The sequence below is a fragment of the Niabella aurantiaca DSM 17617 genome (assembly GCF_000374125.1).
Classification (GTDB): Bacteria; Bacteroidota; Bacteroidia; order Chitinophagales; family Chitinophagaceae; genus Niabella; species Niabella aurantiaca.
Genome location: NZ_KB893646.1, coordinates 243,519 through 269,283, shown reverse-complemented (window position 1 = coordinate 269,283; position 25,765 = coordinate 243,519). Strand labels below are relative to the sequence as shown.

Below are 25,765 nucleotides of genomic sequence, written 5' to 3'. Positions count from 1 at the left end.
CAATTTTGACCGATAAGGCCCGGCTGGGAGTGGCTGCCGGCATCATTGCGCCAGCTGGTCTAATGTTTTTCTTTTTTGCTTCAGTTGATGTTCTACTACAAGATCATAGTCTGATTGGGTGTCGCCGGTCTTGCTGAATACGACAAATAATTCAAGCGACATTAAAAACAAAAAAAGAATGAAATAAAAGGCCAGCGCAATGGGTCGTTCCATGAGTATTTCTATAATGGCATTTAACTCTTCCAAAAAACCCTGTTTGGATTTAAGCTCCTGCCGCAGGGAGCTTTCCGCCTTTATTTTCCGCTGTGTGTAATCCTCTTTTTGTTTCCGGGATACCGCCAGGTTTTGTTCGTTGATCTCGGACTCCTTTACTTTAGGGTTGGCGATCGGTGTTGTGGATATGGTTGTTTGCGGCCGGGTTGTATAGTTGCCATCGCTTTGCCGGATCTGCAGGTTTGTTGTGGTTTTAGAAACCGTGTTGATGGTCGGGCGCTTCGATATTTCCTCATACAAAACCAGGTTTTTCTTATCCAGGGAATCGATTTCTACCTGAAGCTCCTGCAGCTTTTTATCGATGACCGTTAAACGGTTGGGCAGCTGCTCGTTTACCTGCCGGTCCACGATCTGGATCATCTTCTTTTCAATATCGTCCTTAAAAATGACCTGATCCAGTATCGTGGATCCAAGGATCGCCATGATAAAAGCGATCACTACACGAAAGCTGCTGAGCCAGCTGCTCTTGCCAACTGTAAGTATGATCTGGCGTTCGATCTGAACAATGATCAACACAAAGATAATGGCGGTAAGGATACAGCCCCAGAGCGATGCGCGCACATACCGTTCTGCAAAGGAATATCCTATAAAGGACCAGAGAATGATCAGGATCAGGATTGCGGAAGCATATTTTTTCAGCTGTTTCCGGCTGGCCTCGGTGCAGGTGCCCAATATCCGGTAATTCCAGCCTGTTAGCAAACAGCCTGTTTTTATCCACCAATCTTTCTTCATAGTGTATTGTCGATTTTTAAGTTGTGTAAAGAAAGCGATGCCAGCCCACGGGTAAATCCTACCTCATACGATTTAAAGATGCCCATCATATACAGCTCCCCACTGTCAAGGTCTTCTTTCATCTTTTTTAGCTCTTCCATATGTTTTTCGTACGTGTTTTGTTTGGACCTGAGCAACTCTACGATATCGGTTAAGCCGGCCTGCCCGCGGGAATGGATGTGAAAGCCGATCTCCCGCAGCATGTCTTCATATTTTAAAAAGACCTGTTTGAATTTTATTTCCAGGTTACTGCGAACAATGGCCAGGTTGGCATCCTTGTAAGATTGATCGGGGTTTGTCAACGCGTCGTTGTAGGCTTTATTTTCATAATCCTCTTTTAAAAAACCATAGATGATGTCTATCGGTAACTTAGAACCAAACTCCACAGAATAGGTGGGGGTATTTTCTTCTATGGGGTCCGAGTTGTCAATGAAATCTTCCTCTTTGATCTCGGGAAGTGTATGGTTCTTTGTTTCCTCCGGCATTTCCGCCGGCGCCGGCGCGCGCTTTTTAAATAAGTCAAAAAATCCCATTGCTTCAATTGATTTAAGCTGAATTAAATATATTTTACCGGTATTGCATATCGATAATGACCGCGGTTATGGCAGCTTTCACATAAAGTGGTTAAAAGGCTATCATTATAGTCCCAGGGATCCACATGCTTTTGCAGCCGTTTTATAACATGATACTGTTTGTGATGAACGTGCAGCTTTCCTTCTGCTTTCCTGCAAATGGCGCACTGGTTGTTGTCGCGGTGCAGGATCCGTTTCCGCTTTTCGATCCACCTTGGATCAAAAAGCTTTTCTGCATAATATACTTTAACGGTCATTGGATGATTCCTCTTTATCGTTTTTTTGCTGATAACTGGCAACCGTAGCCAGCAACTCTTTCCGGTACTGGTACATATCATCCAGGGAGTCGAGCAGCTTTTTCTCCCCGTTGTCCTTTCCTTTATGAAAAAGTTCCAGGTATTTTTTAGAGAAATTGAAATGCAGTCTTGCCAGGGGCTTCCGGTTATTGTCATCCAGTAAGATGCCAAAATAAGATTGTGTGTCCCGGAAGGCGATCCGGGCGGCCGGCACTACTTCCCTTAAAATGGCTTTGATGATCTGCGCGCCTTCTGTTTCTTCTTCGGTGGTGATCAGCCTGGGCCCTTCCGTATGTTCATCAATGGGCCCCACGGCCCCGCTACCCCGCGGTACGGGCGTTTTTTCATTGATGTTCAATGCATTTTTCAGCCGGAAGCTGATGGATTCGTTGATCGAATTGGAGATGGCTCTTTTGGTATATTCTTTAAAAGTGGCGAGCCGGGAGGCCGTTAATGGTTTCTCAAAAAACCGGGTCACCAATAGCTTTACAAATTCGTCGGAGGGATCTTCCAGTTCCTTTTCGTATTCATTGCGGATGGCTTTAATGTATTTTAGCGCCTCGGCGGAGTCCAGGATGCTTTCAAGATTGTAATCCTTTTTGGTGAATTTTTCAAGAACTTTTATGCCGGAGTCTTTCAGGTTGGAAAGATCCAGCGTAAAAAAAGGTTTATCGTCCATCACATTGGGCCGTTCCAGGTCTGCATAAAAGTTGTACACGAGCCCGTTTGTGAGCACACCAAACCGCGATTTGGAAACGTGGTAGTACCGGTGCAGCTGGGAATTGTGCGCGTCTGCATGCTCTTTCCAGTGTTTGCACTCAATGATCAGGATGGGCTCACCGTCTTTTTTGATCACATAATCGATCTTCTCTCCTTTTTTTGTGCCGATGTCGCAAATGTATTCCGGGATCACTTCGGTGGGATTAAAAATATCGTAGCCGATGATCTGGATAAACGGCATTACAAAAGCGTTTTTTGTGGCTTCTTCAGTATTGATCTGGTCTTTTAATGCATCTACTCTTTGGTGTAGCTGCTCCAGCTTTAGTTTTAAATCAGGTTCCATTTTGTGGCAGTTAATGTATGAATAGTGAATTTTTGATAACAGGGAATTGAGTCACATTACCCTGTAATCTGCAGCTAAGGTAGGGTGCTGTTTCACATATGTATTACGGGAAACCGTAAGAAGCAGGAAGGCTCATTTTTTGGAGGGAGAGCGGCCTTACCGGCGGCGCCAGTTCCAGGGTGAGACGGGGCGTGCATCGGTCCAAAGCCCTTTTCTTTGGCGCCTTGCAGCAGTTTCCAACGCCGCATATTCTTTATTATGTGAGTACTTTTTAAAGTGCCAGGCCAGGCCGTTCTTTACGAGCTCCTTATTCAGGTTGCGACCGTCTTCCAGGATCACTTCCGCTATCAGCCGCCTGTTCCGGTCATATTTATTTTGATGAACGAGGGTGACCTTTTTTCCAAAACACAGGCCGGAGGCAAATTGTTTTGCCCTGTTTCCGAAAGGCTGTTTCTTTTCGGGGCAGTCGATATGGGCCAGTCGCACCACCTGCTCTTTTCCGTTCATCAGCAGTACAAACGTGTCTCCATCTTTAACGCCCACTACCTTGTAAGCCGTTTTATTTTCGGGGGCTTGCGGCGGGCTGCTGTACGGTTTGACCGATGGTCCGTTACAGGCTGCCGGGAACAGAAGAAGAAATGCGATACACCAATGCATCATGGATGATTATTTTTGTGGGAATGTACAGGAATGCGGGGATAATGTACTTGAGGAACCTTTAAATTTTTTATGTGTATAGAGCGGCGGCCGGTTATCAAAAGCATGGCCGTTAATGTTTCAACGGAAGGATGTGCTTTTCATAGATATGCTCCGACAGGGGTCTCAGGTTTCGTTCCGGGTAAACGGGGTGGTTGCCCATTCTTGTATAGAACTCTATGTTCCCGTTGAGCCGTATATAAGCAATCCGGTTAATATCCGCTGCGGTAATGGTGTCCGGCCGGGTTATTTTTTTAAAATGGACCAATTGTTCGGTGTCCAGCGCAATCACCTGGGCTCCATAAACTTTTTGGCTGCAGGATATTTGGCGGTAGTGATCCCCTGTCCAGTACATGCAGGCCTCCCGGTTGTTTATGACGGTACCCATTACAGCGGGGGATCTTTGGACTTTTAAATGCAGATAAAGAAATACGCCTGCCAGAACCGCAAGCACTACCGGTATGATGATGGCTTTAAAATAACGCTTCGGTTTCATCGGCGGCGGTTGGCTGGTTGCAACTATCTTGGTTTCGTCATTTTTTATGATCCCGTCACCGGTTATTGCCTCCGGTTTTTGCCCGGTACTTTCCGCTGGTGCTGTTGTTTCCTCTGTATTGTCCTCGGGGCTATTCCCGTCATAATTTCTTTCAGACTCAAAAGGCTCAAAGCCGGTGAGCCAGGCCAGGAGCAAAATATTTTTGTCGTCGGTTGAGATCGTTTGTTTTTTCAAAAAATTGCTCAGGGGCCGGAACCGGTCAATATCGCAATTCCGGATCAGGCGCAGGTATGCGGCCTGGTCGCCGGCCTGATCAAAAAAATCCCGCAGGGTCTTTTCATCCCGCCGCTGCCATCTTTCCCTGCATACGATCAGGCATTCATCTCTTAGCCGGGCCGGGGTAGGCGCGCTAAGGTTTATCGGTAGCCGGTTGGCCGTCCTTTTTTGCTCATAATCCTGCAGTACCCGGTTCGTGTAATCCGCAAACATGCTGCAAAGATTGCAAAGTAGTGCTAAGAAATTTACGGGAACCCGTAAAGCAGGTACACCATGATAATGTGTTTGATTTATGGTCCGCTGTTCTACGAACGCTTCATTTGCTCAACGGCCACCCACCCTTCCGGCGTTATACCCATGATCTCCGTAACCAGGCCCAGCGTTTGACAGGTGTCAAAGAACGCCATGCGTGCAATGGGATGATCCACTTCGCTGATGAGGGCATGGCCCTGTTTGTGCAGCCCGGCGGTGACCCGGTCAAAGTCCTCAACCGGTAAGCGGAATGCAAGGTGCTGCGTGCCGCCTGCCGGATACCGGGCAAGGTGGTCATGAAACATGCTCTTTCCGGAAAGCGGCTGTACCAGGGGTATTCACGGCAATAGCAGGGTGGTCTGCGACGGGTTTCCTCGTCATTCACCGGAATTTTAACCGGGGGTTACCGATCTGGCGATAAAAATTCAGTGAAACAGGAATTTTAATTTATCTTTATCATCAAGATAATTAATTATAAAGATATATGCAACTATCCGATGCGGAAAATTTAAGCGATCTGGGAAGAGCGGTCTCCGATGCAACCATCCTGATGCATGAGGCCATTGCCCGCAGCGCCGGCCTTACGGGCGTTGACCATAAGTACCTGAGCCTGGTCCTGCGACAGGGGCCACTTACAGCAGGGGAGCTGTCCGGTGAAACCGGTCTGACCACCGGCGCGGTAACCGCCATGATCGACCGGCTGGAGAACAGGAAACTGGTAAGTCGCCAGCCGGATAAAACCGACCGGCGGAAAGTGTTGATCGTTGCTGATAAGGCCAGGGCAAAAAAGCTGTTTGAGCGCTCTAACCAATGGCTAAAGGCGGAAGTAGAAAAGCTGATCTCCACCTACAGCAAGAAGGAAGTGCAGCTGATCGCCGGTTATCTCCGCGCTTCGGTTGGCATTATGAAGGCCTTTACCAGCGAGCTCAACAACAATGCTAAATAAAAAACAATACATCATGGCAAACGTTAATATGGAATACCTGTCAAGAGCTGAAGGCTGGTTGCTGGTAACCATCCTCGCTTATTTTTTATTGAACGGAGCACAACTTTTTGAAACGGCAGTACTCGTTCCCAAATGGACGGCCGCCCCGCCGCAGTCCTTCCAATACTTCAAAAAACCGTATGGTGCAGATCTTAAGACCTTTTGGATCATTGCCCACTCCCTTCACGAGCTTACATTTATCCTGGCCGTGGTTTTCTGCTGGAAAATCGATCCGGTAAGGAACGGACTCCTGGTCTTATTTGCCGTACATGTTGCATTGCGGGTGTGGACCCTTGCATATTTTGCTCCCAACATTATCGAGTTCCAGGCCATCGCCAACGGCAAACCCTTCAGCACCGATTTAGTAAGCCGCGCACAACAGTGGCGCACCTTAAACTATATACGCGTAGGTGTTTTTATAGCCCTATCTATAGGGTTAGTTCCCTTGCTGGCAAAGCTGGCAGGGTTAAAGAACGGGTGAGTTGCTTCATGGGCCGACTTCAGCGCTTATGGCGGCTTCGTTGTGTCACTCACTTCAGCACCTCAATACGGGACCGTCATGGTTCGGCAAGCTCACCATGACAGGAAAAGCACGCCCTTCGGGAATGTCATCCTGAGTTTTCAATTTGCATTGCAAAATCAATGAAGCTGTGACAAGCCTGCTTTGGGTCATCCTGAAGATGTCATCCCGGACTTGTTCCGGGATCTATTCTTGTTTCAGGATCTGCCTAAATCATGCATAGAGGCTGAATAGATGCTGAAACAAGTTCAGCAAGACATTGTTCGGCATAACTAAAGTATAATTGATTTCCAATGCGTAAGCAATCTGTCATTGGCAGCCTGTCGAAGGGTGACATTATCGAAGGGAACGTCGTCGAAAGACGCTTTTGATGGAGAGCGCAATGAAGAATGTGCTGTTGCGGTGTTGCCTTTTAACAGAAACATGCGTTCTGTAAAGAAACAAAACAAATTTCATGAGAGTATTGGTATCCATTGTTTGCCTGCTAATCATTTTTGCAGCCTGTAAAAAAGACAACGACCAAAAGAAGGGCTACACCTTCACCACTGCCTTTAAAAATGAACTTTCGGTACCGGTAGAGATCAGAAGAGGGGCCATATGGCCGCGGGAACCCTATAAACCGGATACGCTGGTATACCAGGATACGCTTAGAATTGCCGCCGGTGGTCTTTATGAGAGCGAGCTGTTCATTTGCACCGAAAACTGCGATCCCTACCGGGTTCAATATACCAGTGTTGTGGAAAAATTTGATATTGCAAAAATCGTTATCCAGGACAAGGAGCGTATGGACAGCGCCTGTAATACCAAAGCCCGGATCTTAAAAGACCCGGGCTTTAAGTGTGACGATTCGCCAACCGGTGCCCCTAATATTTACGCTTACCATCAGTATAAGGAAACAACAGATGCGCAGGGAAATATCATCCGGCGGGAGTATGTTTTTGATGCAGATGACCTGGCGGCGGTAAAGTAAATAGCTCATTTCCTAAATTTCAGGTTCAGCCGGTGGGATGCAGGTATTGCACAGACAAGCCTGGCTATAAAGGCTGCCGGCTATCATTTGTTGAAAAGACAGGCGTAATATGTGCCGGAGGGATATGAGTACCTCAATAATTCCTTTTCTTTGCGGGCATATGTATTCCCCCTTTGTATTGAAGGCTTTTGCAATAGGCGATCACAACCTGGAAATTTGTATGCCTCTCCCCGGTTTTGTGCAACAGGCTTATAGGTACAATAAAAACGCCGCCTACTGGGCGCAGGTATGGCCGGCAGCAATAGGACTTTGCCTGTTTTTACAGCAGCATAAGGAATACATTACGGATCAGCAGGTGCTGGAGCTGGCCGCCGGTCTGGGTTTGCCCGGCTTATACGCTGCTCCTGTTGCCAAACACGTAACCATCAGCGATAAAGAGGCGCTTGCGTCAGCTTATGTAAAAAGATCGGCAGCGCAGTTACAACTGAAAAATGTAACGGCCACTACCTTGAACTGGGAAAATGCCCTGGCATTGCCTTTGCCCGGCGTGGTGTTGCTCAGCGACGTAAACTACGAGCCCGCTGTATTTGCCGGGCTCAAAAAAGTAATTGATCACTTCCTGCAACATCAGGTTACCGTAATCATCAGCACCCCGCAGCGGCTGATGGCAAAGCCCTTCATCACCACATTGCTTCCTTACGCTGCACAGCAATGGAACAGCGCTGTTACGCTTAATGACAAGGAAACCGATGTGAGTGTTTTTGTGCTTCGATAGGGTCATTACAACCCTCTGTAAATGAGCTTTTTGATTGTCTCTGAAGCCTGCGGAGTCGGATATTGTCCCTGTTACAAAAAGTTTAGTTACAAAATATTTTGTAACAAGAGATCTTGTAACATTCTGGTTACAAAGTTTACCATTGCATTTCATATTGTAACCAGCAGGCTTGTAACAGTGACAAAAGGGCCTGGATGGCCTTTGCTTTCATAGTCCCGAACCGGTAAAAGCATAAAACAATTGGTCAGCTCTTTCCGCTACCCGGTAGCCATCCGCCAATCGTTGCCTTAAGCGGAGCGAGCAGGTCCCAGAACCAGCGGTTGCTGTCGTGCCCTTGCTCCCCGCAATCAATGACCGCACAGTATTTCTGTACGGGGTACAGGAGTTTTCGGACCAGGTTCAGGTCCGTCAGCCGGGCAATATACCCTGCAAACTGCTCCACATACACGTGCCCCCAGATCTCTACAGCAAGCGAATCGGGGGAAATATCCAACGGCTGGTGAAATGCAGCTTCATAGGCCCGGAGCAGCTCTTTTACCAGCAGGTCGGTATTTTGTAAGGGGTCGCCGGCCAAGAATTGAAGCAAGGGTTCATCACTGTGGATATGAACCGCATGTAACTCCATAACAATGGTTACCCCGGATAAGGTTATCTGCATAAAAAGCTGAACATTTTGCGTTACAAAATAAGGAAATGTTTCCACGCCGGGGGAGGTACAAAACTGCTGCCGCAGATCTGATTCTGATAATTAACGTACATCGCATGCAACGCCTATCGGGCAATTGCCAGGCCCGGGGCATTCAAAACATAAGCAACCAGGCCCGGTATCTATTCCGGGAGGACGCCAAAAAATCTTTACGGCCCCGGGCGGTTGAAACGATCCCCATCCTTTTATCGCTTCATTTCTTCCAGCTCTTTCTGCATTTTGAACATCTCGTCTCTCAGCCGTGCGGCTTCCATAAAGTCAAGGTCTTTTGCCGCCTTTTCCATTTCCTTCTTTATTTTGGCAACGGCTTTTTCCATCTGCGGGATGGTCTTATACTCCGCCGGATCCTCCGCTGCTACGGTGATCATATCTTCGTTAAAGCCAATAGCGTATTTATCTTTTTCATCAAACCCTTTAATGTCCAGCACAGAAGTTTGTTTGAACACCTGTTCCTTCGATTTTTTCACCGTGCGTGGGGTAATATTATGCTCTATATTGTAGGCGATCTGTTTTTCCCTGCGGCGCTCGGTCTCATCAATCGTACGTTGCATGCTGCCCGTCATTACATCGGCATAAAAGATCACTTTGCCATCCACATTGCGCGCCGCGCGGCCTGCGGTCTGGGTAAGGGACTTCTCATTTCTCAAAAACCCTTCTTTATCCGCATCCAGTATGGCCACCAGGCTCACTTCCGGCAGGTCGAGCCCCTCCCTCAGGAGGTTCACCCCCACCAGCACATCAATTTCGCCCAGGCGAAGCTGGCGCAGGATCTCCACCCGGTCCAGTGTATCCACTTCGCTGTGGATATACTTGGATTTAATGTTGATCCGGTGCAGGTATTTGTCCATCTCCTCGGCCATCCTTTTGGTGAGGGTGGTCACCAGTACCCGGTCGCCTTTCTTCACGGTCTTGTCAATTTCATCCAGCAGGTCATCGATCTGGTTGATGCTTGGCCGCACTTCGATCGGCGGATCCAGCAGGCCGGTCGGCCGCACCACCTGCTCCACGATCACGCCACCGGTCATTTCCAGCTCATATTTATCGGGCGTTGCGGAGACAAAGATCTCCTGGTTTTGCAGGTTCTCAAATTCATGAAAATTCAGGGGACGGTTATCCATAGCGGAAGGCAGGCGGAACCCGTAGTCTACCAGGATCAGCTTCCGGCTGCGGTCGCCGCCATACATCCCGCTGATCTGCGGCATGGTCTGGTGACTTTCATCAATAATGGTGATATAGTCCCTGGGAAAATAATCCAGCAGGCAGAAAGGCCTGGTACCGGGGTTCCGCCGGTCAAAGAACCGGGAATAGTTCTCTACACCATTGCAATAACCCAGCTCCCGGATCATTTCCACGTCGTACTCTACCCGCTCTTTTAAACGCTGCGCTTCGATGAGCTTGTTCTGCTGCTTAAAATACTCCACCTGGGCATTCATCTCATCCTGTATCTCAAACAGCACCTGGTTGATCATGTCTTTGGGCGCCACATAGAGGTTGGCGGGGAAGATGGCTGCATTCTCCATTTTGTTGATCCGCTTACCGGTATTTACATCAATGCTTTCGATCTGCTCGATCTCATCCCCGAAGAAGGTAACCCGGTAACCAAAATCCAGGTAGGGCAGGTTGATGTCTACTGTGTCTCCTTTTACCCGGAAGCTGCCCCTTGTAAACTCCAATGTGGTACGGGTGTACAACGAGTTCACCAGGGCATGCAAAAATCCCTGGCGCGAGAGGGTCTGTCCTTTATCGATCCGGATGATCCCGTTCTCATAGTCCGTAGGGTTTCCCATACCATAAATGCAGCTTACGGATGCTACCACGATGATGTCCCGCCGGCCGCTGAGCAGGCTGGTGGTAGCCCGCAGCCGCAGCTTGTCCAGCTCCTCGTTGATGGCCAGGTCTTTTTCGATATAGGTATCACTCACCGGCATATAGGCCTCCGGCTGGTAATAATCGTAGTAAGAGACAAAGTACTCCACCGCATTATCCGGGAAGAACTGCCGGAACTCCCCGTACAGCTGCGCCACCAGGGTTTTATTGTGGGTGATGATAAGGGTTGGCCGCTGCACGTTCTGGATCACATTGGCCATGGTATAGGTCTTACCACTGCCGGTAACACCCAGTAAGGTCTGGTATCTTTCGCCAGCCAGGATACCCTCGGTCAGCTGCCGGATCGCTTCCGGCTGATCGCCGGCGGGCGGGAAGGGGATATTTAAGTTGAACGGCATTGAGAGAATTTATTGTTTTTTATTTATGGTTTATTGTCGGTCCTGTCTTTAAACCGTAGACCACGCGCCTCAGTTTTATTTAGGTAGATGATAAACGCGGCTATACCCGAAGCTAATTTTGTATATCCGTTATACGTTTCATTAAACAAATCATTTGAAATATAGTTCTGATCCAGGGCCCGGTATAGTTGTGATTTCACTTCTCCGCAAGATCCCTTTGCTATTCCAAGGAAATGGATAAACTCCAGCCTTGACGAGCGCTCAAATCCTTCTGCGATATTATCCATTGCAGATCCTGCCGCTGCCTTTATCTGGTCTCTAAATCGAAAATCGGAAGAAAAAGGTGGCTTCTGCGTTGCCTTAAACACCTCAAATGACAGCATCCGCGCCTGTTGCCAGATTTCAAGATCTTCAAATTTTAAAATGGTGCTCATAACGATAAACAATAAATCAAAAACTATAAATTACCACCCCCCTCCGGTAATTTCCGTTTCAAATACGTTGAATAATCCGTTTGCACGGCTTTGTATTCCAGGGTCATAAAGGGAGCGGCAAACATAAAATCGGCAGTAGCTGCGTTGCAGGCCACGGGCAGATTATAGGTTGCGGAGAGACGCAGCAGCGCTTTTACATCCGGGTCATGGGGTTGTGCTTCCATGGGGTCCCAGAAAAAGATCAGGATGTCCAGCTTTTCTTCAGCGATCATCGCCCCGATCTGCTGATCGCCGCCCAGCGGGCCGCTGAGCAGTTTTTGGATGGGCAGCTGCAATGCCTGCTCCAGCATGGTTCCGGTGGTTCCGGTGGCAAACAACGCATGCTGCTTCAGTTTCTCCCTGTTCGTCATCGACCAACTTAACAGCTCATCCTTTTTATGATCGTGCGCAACCAGCGCAATTCTTTTCTGTGCCCCCAGTGTTCGTACCATTGTTTTTTATTAAAGAGCTAAGATAGAATAATAACCAGATACAAAACCCGGGATGGATACAGCAGACCCGTTGCCCCGGCATGTTTTAAACGAACAGATGTTAGTGTTTGACAGAAAGCCGTCGCCCTTTTAAGCTTCAATTGTTTAAAAAGTCAGTATTTTTATTCTATAAAACAACAACAATGAAGCTTTCTGTATCCCCGGTTGCTGCGGTCATCGTTATATTTTGCCTGGCCTCCTGCAGCAGCACCAATCCCCGGTACATCCATAACCCTGCTGTTTATAACGCCTCTTTCTTTCGTCAGCAGGGCGATTTTAAACTGAGCGGAGCCTTTGCTGCAAATCCCAATAACCTGTTCAGCGATATTGACCTCGACAGCAGCAGCGAGGATAAAATGGATAAAAATCTTGGCTTTGACGTGCAGGCAGCGGTGGCCGTTACCGATCACTTTATGATCCAGGTAGCCGGAATGCGCCGGTTTGAGAAAGACCGTTTCAATGATGATGATCTTTTAGATGGCAACCAGTCCAGCAAAATAAACTATACCCGCTCCATGATCGATGTGGGCGCTGGTTTTTATACAGCAATGGGAGCATCGCAAAAAGTCTATTTTAACGGGATCCTGGGCGCCGGCTTTGGTTCCTCCAAATCCACCGATTCGGGTATCCCAACGGAACGTGGACGGTACTACGACTACAAGTTTGTTAAATGTCATATTACGCCTTCCTTTAATTTCTTCTTTACGGATAATGCCCGGCTGTCTGTTGCGCCCCAGTTTTCATTAATGACCACCAGCAATATCAGCACCAATTATACCGAAGATGAACAGGCCCGCGTAGGATATAACACGCTCCCCAATAAGAACAAAGTGTTTTTTGAGCCCAGTATGCTGTTCCAGGCGGGATTTCCAAATGTTTCCTGGATGAAGTTTGATGTAGGGATGCATTTTGCCACCAACCCCCTCTCTTCCACATCAAACGAAGACGCTCCCCCCACCGTTTATGAAAACAGGGATCTGCGTTCCCGGAAGTTCCTGTTGTCGCTGGGGTTGTCGTTTTACCCGTTTGAAGGAAAGCGGAAATAGGTATATTAAGCCGCAGATGCGCTGATTTTTTATGCTCCAATGGCTCGGCTGTCAAATACATCTCAATCTGCGAATCAGCGGCATTCTTTATACGCCCTGAATCAACTAAATTTGCAGCCCACCGCCTTAATTACGGTGATTTTATATGATGACCAGTACCGAAATCCGGCAGGCTTTTTTAGACTTTTTTAAAAGCAAAGGGCATGTAATTGTGCCCTCGGCTCCCATTGTGGTAAAGAACGACCCCACGCTGATGTTCACCAATGCGGGGATGAACCAGTTCAAGGACTATTTCCTCGGAAATAAACAAAGCCCTTTTCCACGGGTAGCCGATACCCAGAAATGCCTGCGCGTGAGCGGTAAGCACAACGACCTGGAGGAAGTAGGCGTGGACACCTACCACCATACCATGTTCGAAATGCTGGGCAACTGGAGCTTTGGAGACTATTTTAAAAAAGAAGCCATTGCCTGGAGCTGGGAGCTGCTGACCCAAGTATTTAAAATACCGGAAGACCGGCTGTACGTTTCCGTTTTCGAGGGTGACGAAAAGGAAGGCTTGCCCTATGATGAGGAAGCTGCAACGGAGTGGAAAAAATGGATCAGCGAAGACCGCATCATCCGCGGAAGCAAAAAAGATAATTTCTGGGAAATGGGCGATACAGGTCCCTGCGGCCCCTGTTCGGAGATCCATGTGGATTGCCGGACGGATGCGGAACGGCAGCTGGCCGATGGAAAGACCCTGGTCAATGCTGATCATCCGCAGGTGATCGAGATCTGGAACAATGTATTCATCCAGTTCAACCGGCTGAAGGACGGCAGCCTGCAGCCATTGCCGGCCCGCCATGTAGACACCGGTATGGGCTTTGAGCGCCTGGTACGGGTGCTGCAAAACAAAACATCCAATTACGATACGGATGTCTTTTCCGGAACCATTGCGGCGGTGGAAAAGATTACCGGGAGAAAATATGACTTCAGTGACAGCAGGGAAGCCATTGCGTTCCGCGTCCTGGCCGACCATATCCGGGCCATCAGCTTTACGATTGCCGATGGGCAGCTGCCTGCCAGCACCGGCGCGGGTTATGTGATCCGCCGGATCCTGCGCCGGGCAGTACGTTATTACTATTCTTACCTGGATTATAAACAACCGCTGCTGAACCAGCTGGCAGGCGTTATTGCTAACCAGTTTGAACAGGTGTTCCCCGAGTTAAAACAACAGGAAGCCTTTGTAAGTAAGGTCATTAAAGAAGAGGAGGATTCCTTCCTGCGCACGCTGGAAAAGGGGCTGAAACGCATGGATGAGCTGATCGCTGCGGGTGCCGCTTCGGGAACCATAGCAGGAAAAGAAGCATTTGAGCTCTATGATACCTACGGCTTCCCGATCGATCTGACCCGGTTGATCGCCTCAGAAAATAACATCGCTATCGATGAGGCCGGTTTCGAGGCCGAGATGAAACAACAAAAAAACCGCAGCCGTGCGGCAACAGCCGTGGATACGGAAGACTGGCAGCCGGTGCACGAAGAAATACCGGTAACATTCGTAGGCTATCACGATCTCAATGTGCCCACGAGGATTACCAAATACCGTAAGGTAAAAACCAGGAACAAGGAACAATACCAGCTGGTGCTGGAGACCACACCCTTCTATGCCGAAAGCGGCGGACAGGTGGGCGATACCGGCGTTCTCCAATTTGGCGATGAGGTCATACCGGTAACGGACACCAAAAAAGAAAATGACCTGATCATCCAATACGTCGACAAGCTGCCTACGGCTGTTGAAAGAGAAGCAAACGCTGTTGTGGATTTTGAAAAACGTCTGAATACCACTTATAACCACACGGCCACGCACCTGCTGCATGCCGCACTGAAACGGGTGCTGGGAGCCCATGTGAACCAGAAGGGCTCGCTCGTATCTCCCGATGTGCTGCGTTTTGACGTTTCTCATTTCGCTAAGATCACCGATGAAGAGATCCGGAAGGTGGAAATGATCGTCAATGAAAAGATCCGGGAGAACATTCCCGTGGTGATTAAAGAAATGCCCAAGGAAGAAGCCCTCAAACTGGGCGCTATGGCACTTTTTGGGGAAAAATATGGAGATACGGTCCGCGTGGTGACCATCGATCCTGACTTCTCTGTAGAACTCTGCGGGGGCACCCATGTGCCTCAAACCGGTATGATCGGTATGTTCCTGGTCACCTCCGAATCTGCCGTGGCTGCGGGTGTACGCCGGATTGAAGCACTGACCGGCCCGGCAGCCTTCCGCTACCTGAGCGAAAAAGTAGCCGAATACAAACAGGTTGGGGAACTGTTGAAAGCCACGAATCCATTAAAAGCTATTGAAAAATTAATTACGGATAAGGCAGCTCTCGAAAAGAAAGTGGAACGCCTGGAAGCAAAAGAGCTGGTAGGCATCCGCAACAGCCTGCTGCAAAAAGATGAAATCATCAACCAGGTGAATTTTATCGCCGATATCGTGGAAGTGAGCAACCCGGATGCATTGAAGAAACTCTGCGGCGATCTGAAGAACCACCTGCGGGATTTTGTGGTGGTGCTTTGCGCCAATATCGGTGGCAAGGCTTCTGTAGCCATTGCTATTGCCGACACCGTGGTTGCCGCCAAAGGCCTGGATGCAGGCCAGATCATCAAACAACAGGTAGCACCACTCATTAAAGGCGGCGGCGGCGGGCAAAAGACCCTGGCCACTGCGGGCGGACAGGAAGCCGGCAACCTGGATAAGGTGATCGAAGCAGTGAAAAGGTTATTGGTTTAAATTTGTTTAAAGTTTGAGGTTGGGACCCGACTTCAAATAATAGACCTCAGACACAGCATGTCGTTGTTCCGTTTAATACCCGACAGACCCGATGTGGTACAGGATCAGAACCGGCCTGATGAAAAAGGAACACTCCGGGAATGGTTCTATATCACTATCTTCCAGGCTACCACCGTAGCCGGAAAAATCTTTGATATCGGGCTCTTTGTGCTTATCCTTTCAAATATTGCGCTCTTAATGCTGGAAAGCGTGGATGTCCTGTCGATAAAACATGCAGCGCTTTTCCAGACCCTCGATATTGTTTTCCTGGTGCTGTTCACCATCGAATATATCTTACGGCTCTATTGCGTGCGCTCGGCCAGGCGCTACGCCACCAGTTTTTACGGGATCATCGATCTGATGGCCATCCTGCCGTCTTATATGGAGTTCCTTTATCCGCAGTGGCATGTGTTTATGATCGTGCGCAGCTTCCGGCTCCTCCGGATCTTCCGCATTTTCCGGATGGTAAAATTCCTCGATGAAAGCCGGGTACTGATATTCGCGCTCATCCGGGGGTTCCGTAAAATTGTTGTTTTCCTGTTCTTTGTCCTGTTGCTGGCCATTTTCCTGGGATCGCTGATGTATGTGGTCGAGTACGAGCACAATTCGGGATTCAACAGCATTCCGCAAAGCATTTACTGGGCCGTGGTTACCATTACCACCGTCGGATACGGGGACGTAGCCCCGGTAACCGCAGTAGGAAAGATCATCGCTTCCTTTATCATGATCCTGGGCTATTCGATCATCGCTGTTCCTACCGGTATCATGTCGGCCTCTGTGATCCAGGAAGAAAAAAGAAACCGGGGGAAGCGGTGCCCGCACTGTCATGTGGGCGGTCATACTGCCGGCGCCGTTTATTGCAGTAACTGCGGCGAAAAAATGCCATCCTGATCTGCAGATTTTTAACATTTCCGAATATTTTCGTATTTAGCAAAAGCCATAACTTTGAACTACGAAAAAAAACGTATTTCTGAAATCAGGGGAATTCCATAAATAAACAAAAAAATGAAATCGTATTATGTACTCTTTGCGTTGCTGATGCCGGCAATGGGCTTTGCACAGAACCGCAATCAAAACAAGGAAGCCGAACAGATCATCATCACCAAAAAAGGAGCGGCCGACGGCCGGATGAATATTGTCATCGATGGTGATAACATTACCGTAAACGGGAAACCGGCCGACACCGAAAAAGACGCCGATATCACGGTAAAAAGAAAGAAGATCAAGGACCTGGACGTGTACAATGAGAACGGTTTTTCCGACCGCGCGCGCTCTTTTAACATGAATGGCGGTAACTGGCAGGCCATGCCGACACCCAATAAGGCCATGCTGGGTGTGGTAACCCAAAAAACCGATGACGGCGTAACCGTTATGAATGTATCGGAAGAAAGTGCTGCCGATAAGGCGGGCTTGAAAGAGGGCGATATCATTACCGCCGTGGACGGAAAGGAAATTGACGCGCCGGACGAACTTTCGGCTGCAATAAAAGACAAAGACCCGGGCGATAAAGTATCCATTTCCTATAAGCGGAATGACAAAAGCTATACGACCGAGGCCACTCTTACAAAATGGAAAGCCCCGGATAATTTCGGGGGCAATGGGAGCTACTTTTCCTCACCGGGCATCGATTTTAACGATCTGATGCGCCGGCTGCCCAATCAGGGCAATGGGAACCGGAATTTCCGGTTCTACGGTTCGCCCGACTGGGAGAGCAATACACCCAGGATCGGCATCCGCATACAGGATCTGGAAAAAGGTGAGGGTGTTAAGATCCTCGATGTGGACAAAGGATCTGACGCAGACAAAGCCGGTCTGAAAAACGGAGACATCGTAAAAGAGATCAACAGCCAGGCTGTAAACAACACCGACCAGGCCTCCCGGCTGATCCGGGGCAGCAGAAAAGCATCCATTGATTTCAAAATCAGCAGGAACGGGAAAAGCCAGCAGATCACTGTTACGCAATCGGCAAGGATAAAAACCGCGGATCTTTGATTTTTTCAACTTTTTTTCCCATAACGCGTTATATCGGTAGCATATCTCTATATGCTGATAGTTTTTAAGTTTTCGTGATTTAGGGTTTAAAAGCCGCCGCGATATGATCGGGGCGGCTTTTTATTGGCCCGGAAAACCGATCGGCTTGCGTATCTTCGCGGACCTGAACAATTGATAGGCAAACATGGAATGGAGTGAAAAATATGAAATCGTGATCGGCCTGGAAGTGCATGCCCAGCTGCTGACAGAAAGCAAGCTTTTTTGCGGGGACAGCATTGCATTTGGCGCAGAACCCAATACACATGTCAGTCCTGTTACCCTGGCACACCCGGGCAGTCTTCCAAAAATGAACCGGAAAGCCATCGAGTACGCCGTAAAACTGGGACTGGCCTGTCATTGTGAAATTGAACAGAAGAACTATTTTGCCCGTAAAAACTACTTTTATCCCGATCTTCCAAAGGGCTACCAGATATCACAGCATACTACTCCCATTTGTAAAAACGGGCATGTGACCGTAAAAACTGCTGCCGGTACCAAAGATATCCGGCTGAACCGGATCCATATGGAAGAGGATGCAGGAAAAAGCCTGCATGATGTGGATGCTGATAATACAGCGGTCGATTACAACAGGGCCGGAACACCGCTGGTGGAAATCGTTACCGAGCCGGATCTCCGGAGCAGCGAAGAGGCTTTCGCCTATGTAACAGAGCTACGCAAACTGGTGCGCTACCTGGAAGTATGCGATGGCAACATGGAGGAAGGCAGTATGCGCTGCGACGCCAACGTTTCTGTTCGGCTGAAAGGTGCTGAAAAGCTAGGCACCAAGGTGGAAGTCAAGAACCTGAATTCCATACGCAACGTAAAACGGGCCATCGATTTTGAAGCAGAGCGCCTGATGGGCCTGCTGGAAGCAGGGGAAACCATCCGCCAGCAAACCCGGAGCTTTGACGCCGGCAACGGTACCACTTTTGCCATACGCGACAAGGAAGATGCGGAGGATTACCGGTATTTTCCGGACCCCGACCTGCCTCCCTTTGACCTGGAAGATGCGTTTATTGAAGCGATACACCAATCCATCCCGGCATTGCCTGCCGAACGCATAAAAAAATATACGGCCGGTTATCAATTACCGGAATACGATGCCCATGTAATTACAGAAGAACGGGATCATGCCGATTATTTTGAATCCATCCTGCAGCACACAAAGAATTATAAGGCGGCTGCCAACTGGATGCTGGGGCCCGTCAAAAGCTGGCTGAACGAAAACAACAGCCCCATACAGGCTTTTCCGGTAACACCGGCACAGATCGCGGCCGTTATCGAGTGTGTAGATGCAGGAAAAGTAAGCTTCTCTATTGCTTCCACCCGGCTTTTCCAGCTATTATTACAGCACCCGGAAGCGCAACCGCTGGCGCTGGCAGAAAAGAACAACCTGATCCAGCAGTCAGACGCAGCCGACCTGGAACCGGTGATCGACGCCGTGCTGGAAAAACTGGCACCGAAAGTGACCGAATACAAAAAAGGAAAGAAAGGCCTGCTGGCACTGTTTGTGGGGGAAGTGATGAAACAGACAAAAGGCAAAGCAGATCCGAAAAAGACCAACGAGATCTTGTTGAAAAAATTGCAATAAAAGGCGTAAAACCTAACAGGTCCTCGATCCTGGAAAAATTAAAATAATGAAAAAGTTCGTAGCAATAGTCCTCCTGGCAGCTGTCTTCAGCAGTTGCCAGCAAGACAATAAAAAGACCTTCACTGTAAACGGAAGCATCGCCAATACCCAGGGCAAAAAAGTATATCTGGAAGAAGTTCCTGTAGGCTCTATGCAACCGGTGATCGTTGACTCTTCGGATATCGAAAACGGAAAATTTACATTAAAGACCGAAGCGATGGAAGACGCTATTTACAATATCCGGCTGGATCAGCTCCAATTTCCGGTAGCTTCCGTTATCAATGACGGGCCGGAAGTGGATCTGGACATTACGATGGGTTCCCGGAATCCTCAACTGCCCGAAAAATTCGAGGTAAAGAATTCCCCTGCAAGCCAGGCCATGAAGGAATTTATGCTGGCATTCAATGAAAAGATGATCCCGCTGGTCAACAAGGCCCATCAGCTGGACAGCCTCCGGAGTGTAAAAGTTGCCGACAGTACCGCTGCGTTGCTCATGCAAACGATCAAACAGGACGGGGTCCGGTTAAAGGAATATACATTGGGCGAAATTAAAAAAGGCATCAACCCGGCTTTATCCATGTTTGAGCTGGGCTATTACCAGTCAACCGCCAACGGACAGGGCCTGGGCCTTGAGCCGCTCGACAACAAGCAGGTCATCGACCTGATCGACGGGGTTACAAAAAAATTCCCCAACCACGTAGCCGTAGCCGGACTAAAACTCAATCTCCAACAGGAGATCAAAGCAGCGGAAGACCGTACCTGGATCGGAAAGCAGGCCCCTGATTTCACCTTGCCGGATATTACCGGCAAACCGGTATCGCTTGGTTCGTTTAAAGGGCAATATGTACTGGTAGATTTTTGGGCCAGCTGGTGCCGTCCCTGCCGCGCGGAAAACCCCAATATTGTTGCCGCTTTTAATAAGTATAAATCCAAAGGCTTTACCATTTTAGGCGTTTCGCTGGATGATGATGCCAATGCCTGGAAGAACGCCATTCAAAACGATAAGCTGGCATGGACACAGGTAAGCGATCTTAAAAAATGGGAGTCCCCCGTGGTTCCGATGTATAAATTTGGCGGCATCCCCTTTAACGTGCTTATTGACCCGCAAGGCAAGATCATTGCCGAAGGTCTGAGAGGCATTGACCTGGAAAATAAGCTGGCCGCTATTTTCCCCTGATCCCGGATGTTCTTGATCTGCTGCCAAGCATTTTTGTGCTTTTGTGGAATATGATCCATAAAAATGAGTCTATTTCAGGATTATACTCCACAAATATTCCTTTTTTAAGGAATATAATCTATGAAAAGTGAAACAGTGGATCAATATATTTACCTGCCGGAACAGGTTTTCCTGGTCCACCGCCTCACGGCCTTTGCACGCAATCTTCACAATGAAATTAACCGTAAGAGAAAGGTTTATTTTTACGACAATGGCATACGCAATGCTGTTACAGGTGATTACAAGCTCCCCGCGTTGTGCAGTGACCGTAGCGCTGGTAATTTACCACGATGGCTGAATCCGGATCCTTATTCACCCGGATCTTTACAAAACCTTAACATCCCATCTTAATGTAGGTTATTTTTCAACCGATGTTTCAACATTAATTTTGTGGTATCAAATCACAAAAAATAAAATAACTATGGCAACTTGGACAATGGATCCGATGCATTCGGAAATAGGCTTTAAAGTAAGACACCTGGTGATTTCAAACGTATCCGGAAAATTCACCTCTTTTGAGGGTACTGTTATTGCCGATAAAGAAGATTTCAGCGACGCTAAAGTAAGCTTCAGCGCGGATATCGATAGTATTTCAACCGGACCGGCACAGCGTGATGAACACTTGAAATCTGCTGATTTTTTTGATGCCGCCAACCACCCGAAGTTAACTTTTGAATCAACAGCGATTGTACCCAAAGGCAGTGATGAATTTGAAATGACCGGGGATCTGACCATTCGCGGGGTGAAAAAAAGTGTAACCCTGAAGGTAGAGCTGGGCGGTATTGGTCCCAATGCCTATGGTCAGACCGTAGCGGGTTTTGAGCTGAACGGAAAGATCAACCGTAAGGATTTTGGACTGAGCTGGAGTGCGATGACCGAAACAGGAGGTGTTGTGGTAGGTGACGACGTAAAACTACACATCAATGCAGAACTGGTGAAGGAGGCATAACACCTGGTCAAAATAAGATCTCAAAAGGCGGTTCTGAATGAGACCGTCTTTTTTATGCGCTCAATTCTGTTCCCGCCCACTGGCCGATGATCTTCCGCATTCCATTTGAAGGGGCCCGGCCAGGCATCAACTGCAAACTTCAGTTCGCGGTATAGGCAATATCAGGCATCGGGGCGCAATGGCGGGACCATCGTGAGCGCTACATAAAATATATGGTCGATGATGCAGCTTTGTGCCCCGGCATTCTTGTGGCGATAGCGATCTGATTAATACTTTGCTGCCTTGCTCGGAATGGATGTTTTAATGAATGCCCGGATCTGCTCCGTGCTCGTTTTCAGATCCTCCTTTCGCAGGTACATCATATGCCCGCCGCGGAACCCGGCCCACTGGATCCGGTCCTTTAACTTACCGGAAGGATCCATCTGCCAGAGATTGTATTTGGCGTTAAAATAATCGCAGGCGCCATCATAATAACCGGATTGCACCAGCAGATGAAGATAGGGATTGATGGACATCGCGCTGCGCAGGTTTTCACCGGTATGGTCATTGTTGTTATCCCAGGGATGCACCGGGCCAAATACATTATACGGGTAGTCCGTCTTATAATTCAGCTCATTCCGCAGGTACATATTGATCGGTGGTGTAAAAGCGTGCAGCCATGCCGTCAGCTCGGCATTAAAGTCCGGCCGCTCGCCACCGTCGCGCTTATCGATCCCCTTGTAACGCGAGTCCAGACGGCCAATGGTAAACCCCTCCTTACGCAGCAGCTCCTTCCAGAACAGGTTTGGCGAAACGTCCAGGTTGTTTTGCAGGATCACCTGTTGCGACAATCCCGAGTATGCGGCCATTTTCTCCGCAATCGTGTTCCTTGTGGCATCATCCAGCAGGCTTCCTTTATTGATGGCCGGCAGCAGCTGGTTCATGGTAAACGCTTCCACCTCCGGTAAAAACGCTTCCAGGTCTTTTTGCTGCAGGTCCGCTCCCAGTTTTTTATGATACCAGGCCGTAGCGGCAAAATACGGCAGGCGCAGGGCGGCATCTGTTGCCGTTCCCCTTTCTATACCCAGGCCGGTGGGTGATACCAGTATGACCCCGTTGAGGTACATCCAGTGTGCCTGCTGCAGCTCCAGCGCCAGACCGGAAACCCGGGTGGTACCGTAGCTTTCACCGATCAGGTACTTTGGAGAACCCCAGCGATCGAACCTTGTTACAAAAGTATTGATCCAGTCTGCCAGGTATTTAATATCTGCATTGACCCCAAAGAACTTGGTCCTGGGAACGTCCTTGCCCACGATCCGGGAGTACCCGGTATTCACAGGATCTACATAAACGATATCAGCTACATCAAGGATCGAATGATGGTTTTCCTTATACCCGTAAGGTTGTACCGGGTAGCCCTCGTCGTCTATATTCAGCAACACCGGCCCGGTATAGCCGATATGCATCCATACAGAAGCGGAACCGGGCCCGCCGTTAAAAGAGATCACCAGCGGGCGGGCTGTTTTGTTTACATCCGTACGTTCATAGTAGGTATAAAACAAACCGGCAATGGCCTTTCCATCCTCATCCCAAACCGGCAGCGTTCCGGCAATCGCTTTATACGGCACTTTCTGCCCATTGATGGTCACCGTATGGTGGGTGGTCACCGCGGCGTCCGGATCAAAGCTCAGGTCGGGTGAGGCAGGCTTTTTTTCAGCTGCCGGTTTTTCCTGTTTGGCAGGTTCCGCTTTGGATTTGGATGTTTGAGCGTATATACCGGTAAAACACAGGAGGACAGTGCAGCAACAGATAAATTTATTCATATCGTCTTTTTATTAAACCAACCGGAAGGATCAAACCTACCGATTTTTTTCAAAGGAATGGCTGCCATTGGTACCGGCGGAAAAAGGAACAGCCTGCTTTGTTGAAGCCCCTCGGCCTTTCCCGTGTTTGCAACCCGGTCCGCCTCCGGATTAAAGCAGCCGGCGGAGGAAAAAGGGCAGCCCGTGAAAATGGTCCACATGGTCCGGAGCGGAATTCCCCGCAAACCCCAGCACCTGGAAATTTCCCTGGCCGGCTTCACTGATCTGCTGCATGCCCACCGGTCCCTTTTTTAAAACAGGCCGCGCTTTCAGCCCCAATTGCCGCAGCAGGTAGCCGGCCGTTTCGGTTGTACTTACAAAGGTTCCCGGAAAGATCTCCGAATGGGTGAACAGCATTCGCCTGCCGGTGGCCGGTTCAGCTGCCAGCCGGGCAAAGGCCAGGAAAGGCGCCAGGCTCACCGTGTCGATAAGCCCGCCCTGCGCCAGCACTTTCCGCTCCGGTATATAGCTGGCGTGCAAACCATCCAGCAGCAAAACCGTATTGACCACTTTAAAATCTGCGGAGTCCGACAGGATGCTTCTGATAGCGCCATAGCCTGCACTGAACCCGCTTAAAATGATCCGGCGCTGCTGCATCCCGTTTCCCAGATGTTCCCGGACGGAGTTCCATACTGCCGTTACCAGCCGTTTAAAAACGGTATCATTCTGAAAAGGCCTGGAATAGGCTGCCGACCCCGAACCCAGGTTTACGGATACAGCAATAAGGTTTGTTTTACTGTTTTCCGCCGCTGATGCGGTTACATAACTGACTCCGTGAAAATGAATGAGCAGATCTGCCCACCTGGCTTTTTTTAGCCGTTCCGGAATATAGACCTCTACCGGTTTGGTCAGTAAGCTGTCCAGCGTATAAGCAATGCCCCTGTGTTCATCAAATGAGATCCGTTCATGCAAACGCACGGTCTCCTGCATGGGCGAAGGGTATTGATCAGGCACCTTTACCTGTTGTGCGTCCGCAGTCCCCAAAAAAAACAGCAGCACCAGTACCCAAAAAGGTCTCCGCAGTACCCCTTGCGTTAATGACAAAGGCTCACAAGAGGCCGTTGGTACACGATCATCTCCTATGAGCCCTGTATATACCATCGTAATTATTTTAATACTCCCAGTTCTTTTCCCACTTTTGTAAAGGCCGCGATCGCCTGATCCAGGTGCGCCTGTTCGTGACCGGCACTGAGCTGTACCCGTATGCGTGCCTGGCCCTTTGGTACCACGGGGAAGAAGAACCCGATCACATAAATACCTTCATCCAGGAGCTTCGAAGCAAAGTCCGCCGCCAGCACTGCATCATACAACATAATGGGTACAATAGGGTGGTCGCCCGGTTTAATATCAAATCCGGCTGCGCTCATCTTTTCCCGGAAATATTGGGTATTGTACTCCAGCTTGTCGCGCAGCTGTGTAGATGAAGAGAGCATATCCAGCACGGCAATGGAGCCGCCTACAATGGAAGGTGCCAGGGTATTGCTGAATAAATAAGGTCTTGATTTCTGACGCAGCATATCGATGATCTCTTTCCGCCCGGAGGTGAACCCGCCGGAAGCGCCGCCCAGTGCCTTTCCCAGCGTTCCGGTAATGATGTCGATCCTGCCCATTACGCCCCGGTACTCATGCGTGCCGCGACCGGTCTTGCCCAGGAACCCGGAGGAATGGCATTCATCGATCATGATCACCGCATCATATTTTTCCGCCAGCTCCACGATCTTATCCAGCTGGGCAATGGTGCCGTCCATGCTGAACGAACCATCGGTAACAATGATCCGGCTGCGGGCACCAGCGGCTTCTTTCAGTTTTGCTTCCAGGTCCGCCATATTATTGTGCTCGTACCGGTAGCGTTGCGCTTTGCAAAGACGCACGCCGTCGATGATGCTTGCATGGTTCAGCGCATCGGAGATAATGGCATCCTCGTCGTTAAACAGCGGTTCAAACACGCCGCCGTTGGCATCAAAGGCCGCTGCATATAAGATCGTATCTTCTGTTCCAAGGAACGCTGATATCTTTTGCTCCAGCTCTTTATGAATATCCTGCGTACCACAAATAAAGCGTACGCTGCTCATTCCGTACCCGCGGGCATCAATGGTCGCATGCGCGGCTTTGATCACTTCCGGATGGGAAGACAGGCCCAGGTAATTGTTTGCGCAAAAATTGATCACGGTTCTGCCATTCACCTGTATTTCTGCTCCCTGGGCGCTTTCGATGATGCGCTCGGTCTTATACAGGCCGGAAGCCTTTATTTCATCTACTTCTGCACCGATCCGTTTTGTAAAGTTTTCGTTCATATGAAAATAATTTAACTGCGCCGCAAGATCACAGGGCACGCCGCAAAGGTGTAAAAAAAAGCCATACAAAAACGTGTTTTCCCGGCTTTGTTCAATCGGTTGAACCAAACAA

The 25,765-nt window shown here is 49.1% G+C and carries 26 protein-coding genes; 12 read left to right on the top strand and 14 right to left on the bottom strand.

Going from position 1 to position 25,765, the window contains the following annotated elements; translation table 11 throughout:
- Window positions 1-42: 42 nt before the first annotated feature.
- The 7 genes from B160_RS0124130 to B160_RS30050 form a co-directional block, all read right to left on the bottom strand.
- Window positions 43-1,005, bottom strand: coding sequence for a DUF4407 domain-containing protein (locus tag B160_RS0124130; protein ID WP_018630527.1), 963 nt, complete (start codon window positions 1,003-1,005; stop codon window positions 43-45).
- Complete coding sequence (locus tag B160_RS0124125; protein WP_018630526.1) at window positions 1,002-1,577, bottom strand: hypothetical protein; 576 nt, start codon at window positions 1,575-1,577, stop codon at window positions 1,002-1,004. The genes B160_RS0124130 and B160_RS0124125 overlap by 4 nt, the downstream gene beginning before the upstream one ends.
- A 23-nt stretch (window positions 1,578-1,600) precedes the next feature.
- Entirely contained in the window at window positions 1,601-1,873 is a 273-nt protein-coding gene (locus tag B160_RS0124120; protein WP_018630525.1) for a hypothetical protein, read from the bottom strand.
- Window positions 1,863-2,975, bottom strand: coding sequence for a type I restriction endonuclease (locus B160_RS30055; protein WP_018630524.1), 1,113 nt, complete (start codon window positions 2,973-2,975; stop codon window positions 1,863-1,865). The genes B160_RS0124120 and B160_RS30055 overlap by 11 nt, the downstream gene beginning before the upstream one ends.
- A 156-nt stretch (window positions 2,976-3,131) precedes the next feature.
- A complete protein-coding gene (locus B160_RS0124110) occupies window positions 3,132-3,635 on the bottom strand; it encodes a thermonuclease family protein (protein WP_018630523.1) in 504 nt (167 codons plus the stop codon).
- A gap of 109 nt (window positions 3,636-3,744) precedes the next feature.
- Window positions 3,745-4,656 (bottom strand): hypothetical protein, encoded by a 912-nt coding sequence (locus B160_RS0124105; protein WP_018630522.1) that lies wholly within the window; start codon window positions 4,654-4,656, stop codon window positions 3,745-3,747.
- A 92-nt stretch (window positions 4,657-4,748) separates the two neighbouring features.
- The gene (locus B160_RS30050) at window positions 4,749-5,000 is read right to left on the bottom strand and encodes a VOC family protein (RefSeq protein ID WP_018630521.1); all 252 of its coding nucleotides are present in this window, start codon (window positions 4,998-5,000) and stop codon (window positions 4,749-4,751) included.
- Window positions 5,001-5,179: 179 nt separating this feature from the next.
- On the opposite strand from B160_RS30050, the gene B160_RS0124095 reads away from it, so the two are divergent.
- The 4 genes from B160_RS0124095 (at window position 5,180) to B160_RS0124080 (ending at window position 7,945) form a co-directional block, all read left to right on the top strand.
- Window positions 5,180-5,641, top strand: coding sequence for a MarR family winged helix-turn-helix transcriptional regulator (locus tag B160_RS0124095; RefSeq protein ID WP_018630520.1), 462 nt, complete (start codon window positions 5,180-5,182; stop codon window positions 5,639-5,641).
- 13 nt (window positions 5,642-5,654) lie between these two features.
- Complete coding sequence (locus tag B160_RS0124090; RefSeq protein WP_018630519.1) at window positions 5,655-6,161, top strand: hypothetical protein; 507 nt, start codon at window positions 5,655-5,657, stop codon at window positions 6,159-6,161.
- Between the two features lie 493 nt (window positions 6,162-6,654).
- On the top strand, window positions 6,655-7,170 hold the full coding sequence (locus B160_RS0124085) for a hypothetical protein (protein WP_018630518.1): 516 nt from the start codon (window positions 6,655-6,657) through the stop codon (window positions 7,168-7,170).
- 124 nt (window positions 7,171-7,294) lie between these two features.
- Window positions 7,295-7,945: a class I SAM-dependent methyltransferase gene (locus B160_RS0124080; protein ID WP_018630517.1), complete on the top strand. Its 651-nt coding sequence runs from the start codon at window positions 7,295-7,297 to the stop codon at window positions 7,943-7,945.
- A 244-nt stretch (window positions 7,946-8,189) separates the two neighbouring features.
- Here the strand turns inward: B160_RS0124080 and B160_RS30895 are convergent, their stop codons facing one another.
- The 4 genes from B160_RS30895 to B160_RS0124055 form a co-directional block, all read right to left on the bottom strand.
- Complete coding sequence (locus B160_RS30895) at window positions 8,190-8,603, bottom strand: hypothetical protein (protein ID WP_018630516.1); 414 nt, start codon at window positions 8,601-8,603, stop codon at window positions 8,190-8,192.
- A 233-nt stretch (window positions 8,604-8,836) separates the two neighbouring features.
- The gene (uvrB, locus tag B160_RS0124065) at window positions 8,837-10,876 is read right to left on the bottom strand and encodes an excinuclease ABC subunit UvrB (RefSeq protein ID WP_018630515.1); all 2,040 of its coding nucleotides are present in this window, start codon (window positions 10,874-10,876) and stop codon (window positions 8,837-8,839) included.
- A gap of 23 nt (window positions 10,877-10,899) precedes the next feature.
- Window positions 10,900-11,310, bottom strand: coding sequence for a four helix bundle protein (locus B160_RS0124060; protein WP_018630514.1), 411 nt, complete (start codon window positions 11,308-11,310; stop codon window positions 10,900-10,902).
- Between the two features lie 23 nt (window positions 11,311-11,333).
- The gene (locus B160_RS0124055) at window positions 11,334-11,801 is read right to left on the bottom strand and encodes a methylglyoxal synthase (RefSeq protein ID WP_018630513.1); all 468 of its coding nucleotides are present in this window, start codon (window positions 11,799-11,801) and stop codon (window positions 11,334-11,336) included.
- Between the two features lie 182 nt (window positions 11,802-11,983).
- Between B160_RS0124055 and B160_RS0124050 the strand changes: the two genes are divergently transcribed.
- The 8 genes from B160_RS0124050 (at window position 11,984) to B160_RS0124015 (ending at window position 21,518) form a co-directional block, all read left to right on the top strand.
- Window positions 11,984-12,886, top strand: coding sequence for a hypothetical protein (locus B160_RS0124050; protein ID WP_018630512.1), 903 nt, complete (start codon window positions 11,984-11,986; stop codon window positions 12,884-12,886).
- Window positions 12,887-13,031: 145 nt separating this feature from the next.
- On the top strand, window positions 13,032-15,653 hold the full coding sequence (gene alaS, locus B160_RS0124045; protein ID WP_157558208.1) for an alanine--tRNA ligase: 2,622 nt from the start codon (window positions 13,032-13,034) through the stop codon (window positions 15,651-15,653).
- A gap of 57 nt (window positions 15,654-15,710) precedes the next feature.
- Window positions 15,711-16,583 carry an ion transporter gene (locus B160_RS0124040; RefSeq protein WP_018630510.1) on the top strand — a complete coding sequence of 291 codons (873 nt, stop codon included), beginning with the start codon at window positions 15,711-15,713 and terminating at the stop codon, window positions 16,581-16,583.
- 114 nt (window positions 16,584-16,697) lie between these two features.
- Window positions 16,698-17,684, top strand: a complete 987-nt coding sequence (locus tag B160_RS0124035; RefSeq protein ID WP_018630509.1) for a PDZ domain-containing protein — start codon at window positions 16,698-16,700, stop codon at window positions 17,682-17,684.
- Between the two features lie 184 nt (window positions 17,685-17,868).
- Window positions 17,869-19,314, top strand: a complete 1,446-nt coding sequence (gatB, locus tag B160_RS0124030; RefSeq protein ID WP_018630508.1) for an Asp-tRNA(Asn)/Glu-tRNA(Gln) amidotransferase subunit GatB — start codon at window positions 17,869-17,871, stop codon at window positions 19,312-19,314.
- 46 nt (window positions 19,315-19,360) lie between these two features.
- Window positions 19,361-20,530, top strand: a complete 1,170-nt coding sequence (locus B160_RS30890; protein ID WP_018630507.1) for a TlpA disulfide reductase family protein — start codon at window positions 19,361-19,363, stop codon at window positions 20,528-20,530.
- 120 nt (window positions 20,531-20,650) lie between these two features.
- Window positions 20,651-20,920: a DUF4143 domain-containing protein gene (locus tag B160_RS0124020; protein ID WP_018630506.1), complete on the top strand. Its 270-nt coding sequence runs from the start codon at window positions 20,651-20,653 to the stop codon at window positions 20,918-20,920.
- A gap of 70 nt (window positions 20,921-20,990) precedes the next feature.
- Window positions 20,991-21,518 carry a YceI family protein gene (locus B160_RS0124015; RefSeq protein WP_026309989.1) on the top strand — a complete coding sequence of 176 codons (528 nt, stop codon included), beginning with the start codon at window positions 20,991-20,993 and terminating at the stop codon, window positions 21,516-21,518.
- 266 nt (window positions 21,519-21,784) lie between these two features.
- Here B160_RS0124015 and B160_RS0124010 read toward each other — a convergent pair whose 3' ends face one another.
- The 3 genes from B160_RS0124010 to kbl form a co-directional block, all read right to left on the bottom strand.
- A complete protein-coding gene (locus B160_RS0124010) occupies window positions 21,785-23,320 on the bottom strand; it encodes a S10 family peptidase (RefSeq protein ID WP_018630504.1) in 1,536 nt (511 codons plus the stop codon).
- A gap of 150 nt (window positions 23,321-23,470) precedes the next feature.
- Window positions 23,471-24,460 carry a hypothetical protein gene (locus tag B160_RS0124005; RefSeq protein ID WP_018630503.1) on the bottom strand — a complete coding sequence of 330 codons (990 nt, stop codon included), beginning with the start codon at window positions 24,458-24,460 and terminating at the stop codon, window positions 23,471-23,473.
- 5 nt (window positions 24,461-24,465) lie between these two features.
- Entirely contained in the window at window positions 24,466-25,653 is a 1,188-nt protein-coding gene (gene kbl / locus B160_RS0124000; RefSeq protein WP_026309988.1) for a glycine C-acetyltransferase, read from the bottom strand.
- Window positions 25,654-25,765: the final 112 nt, after the last annotated feature.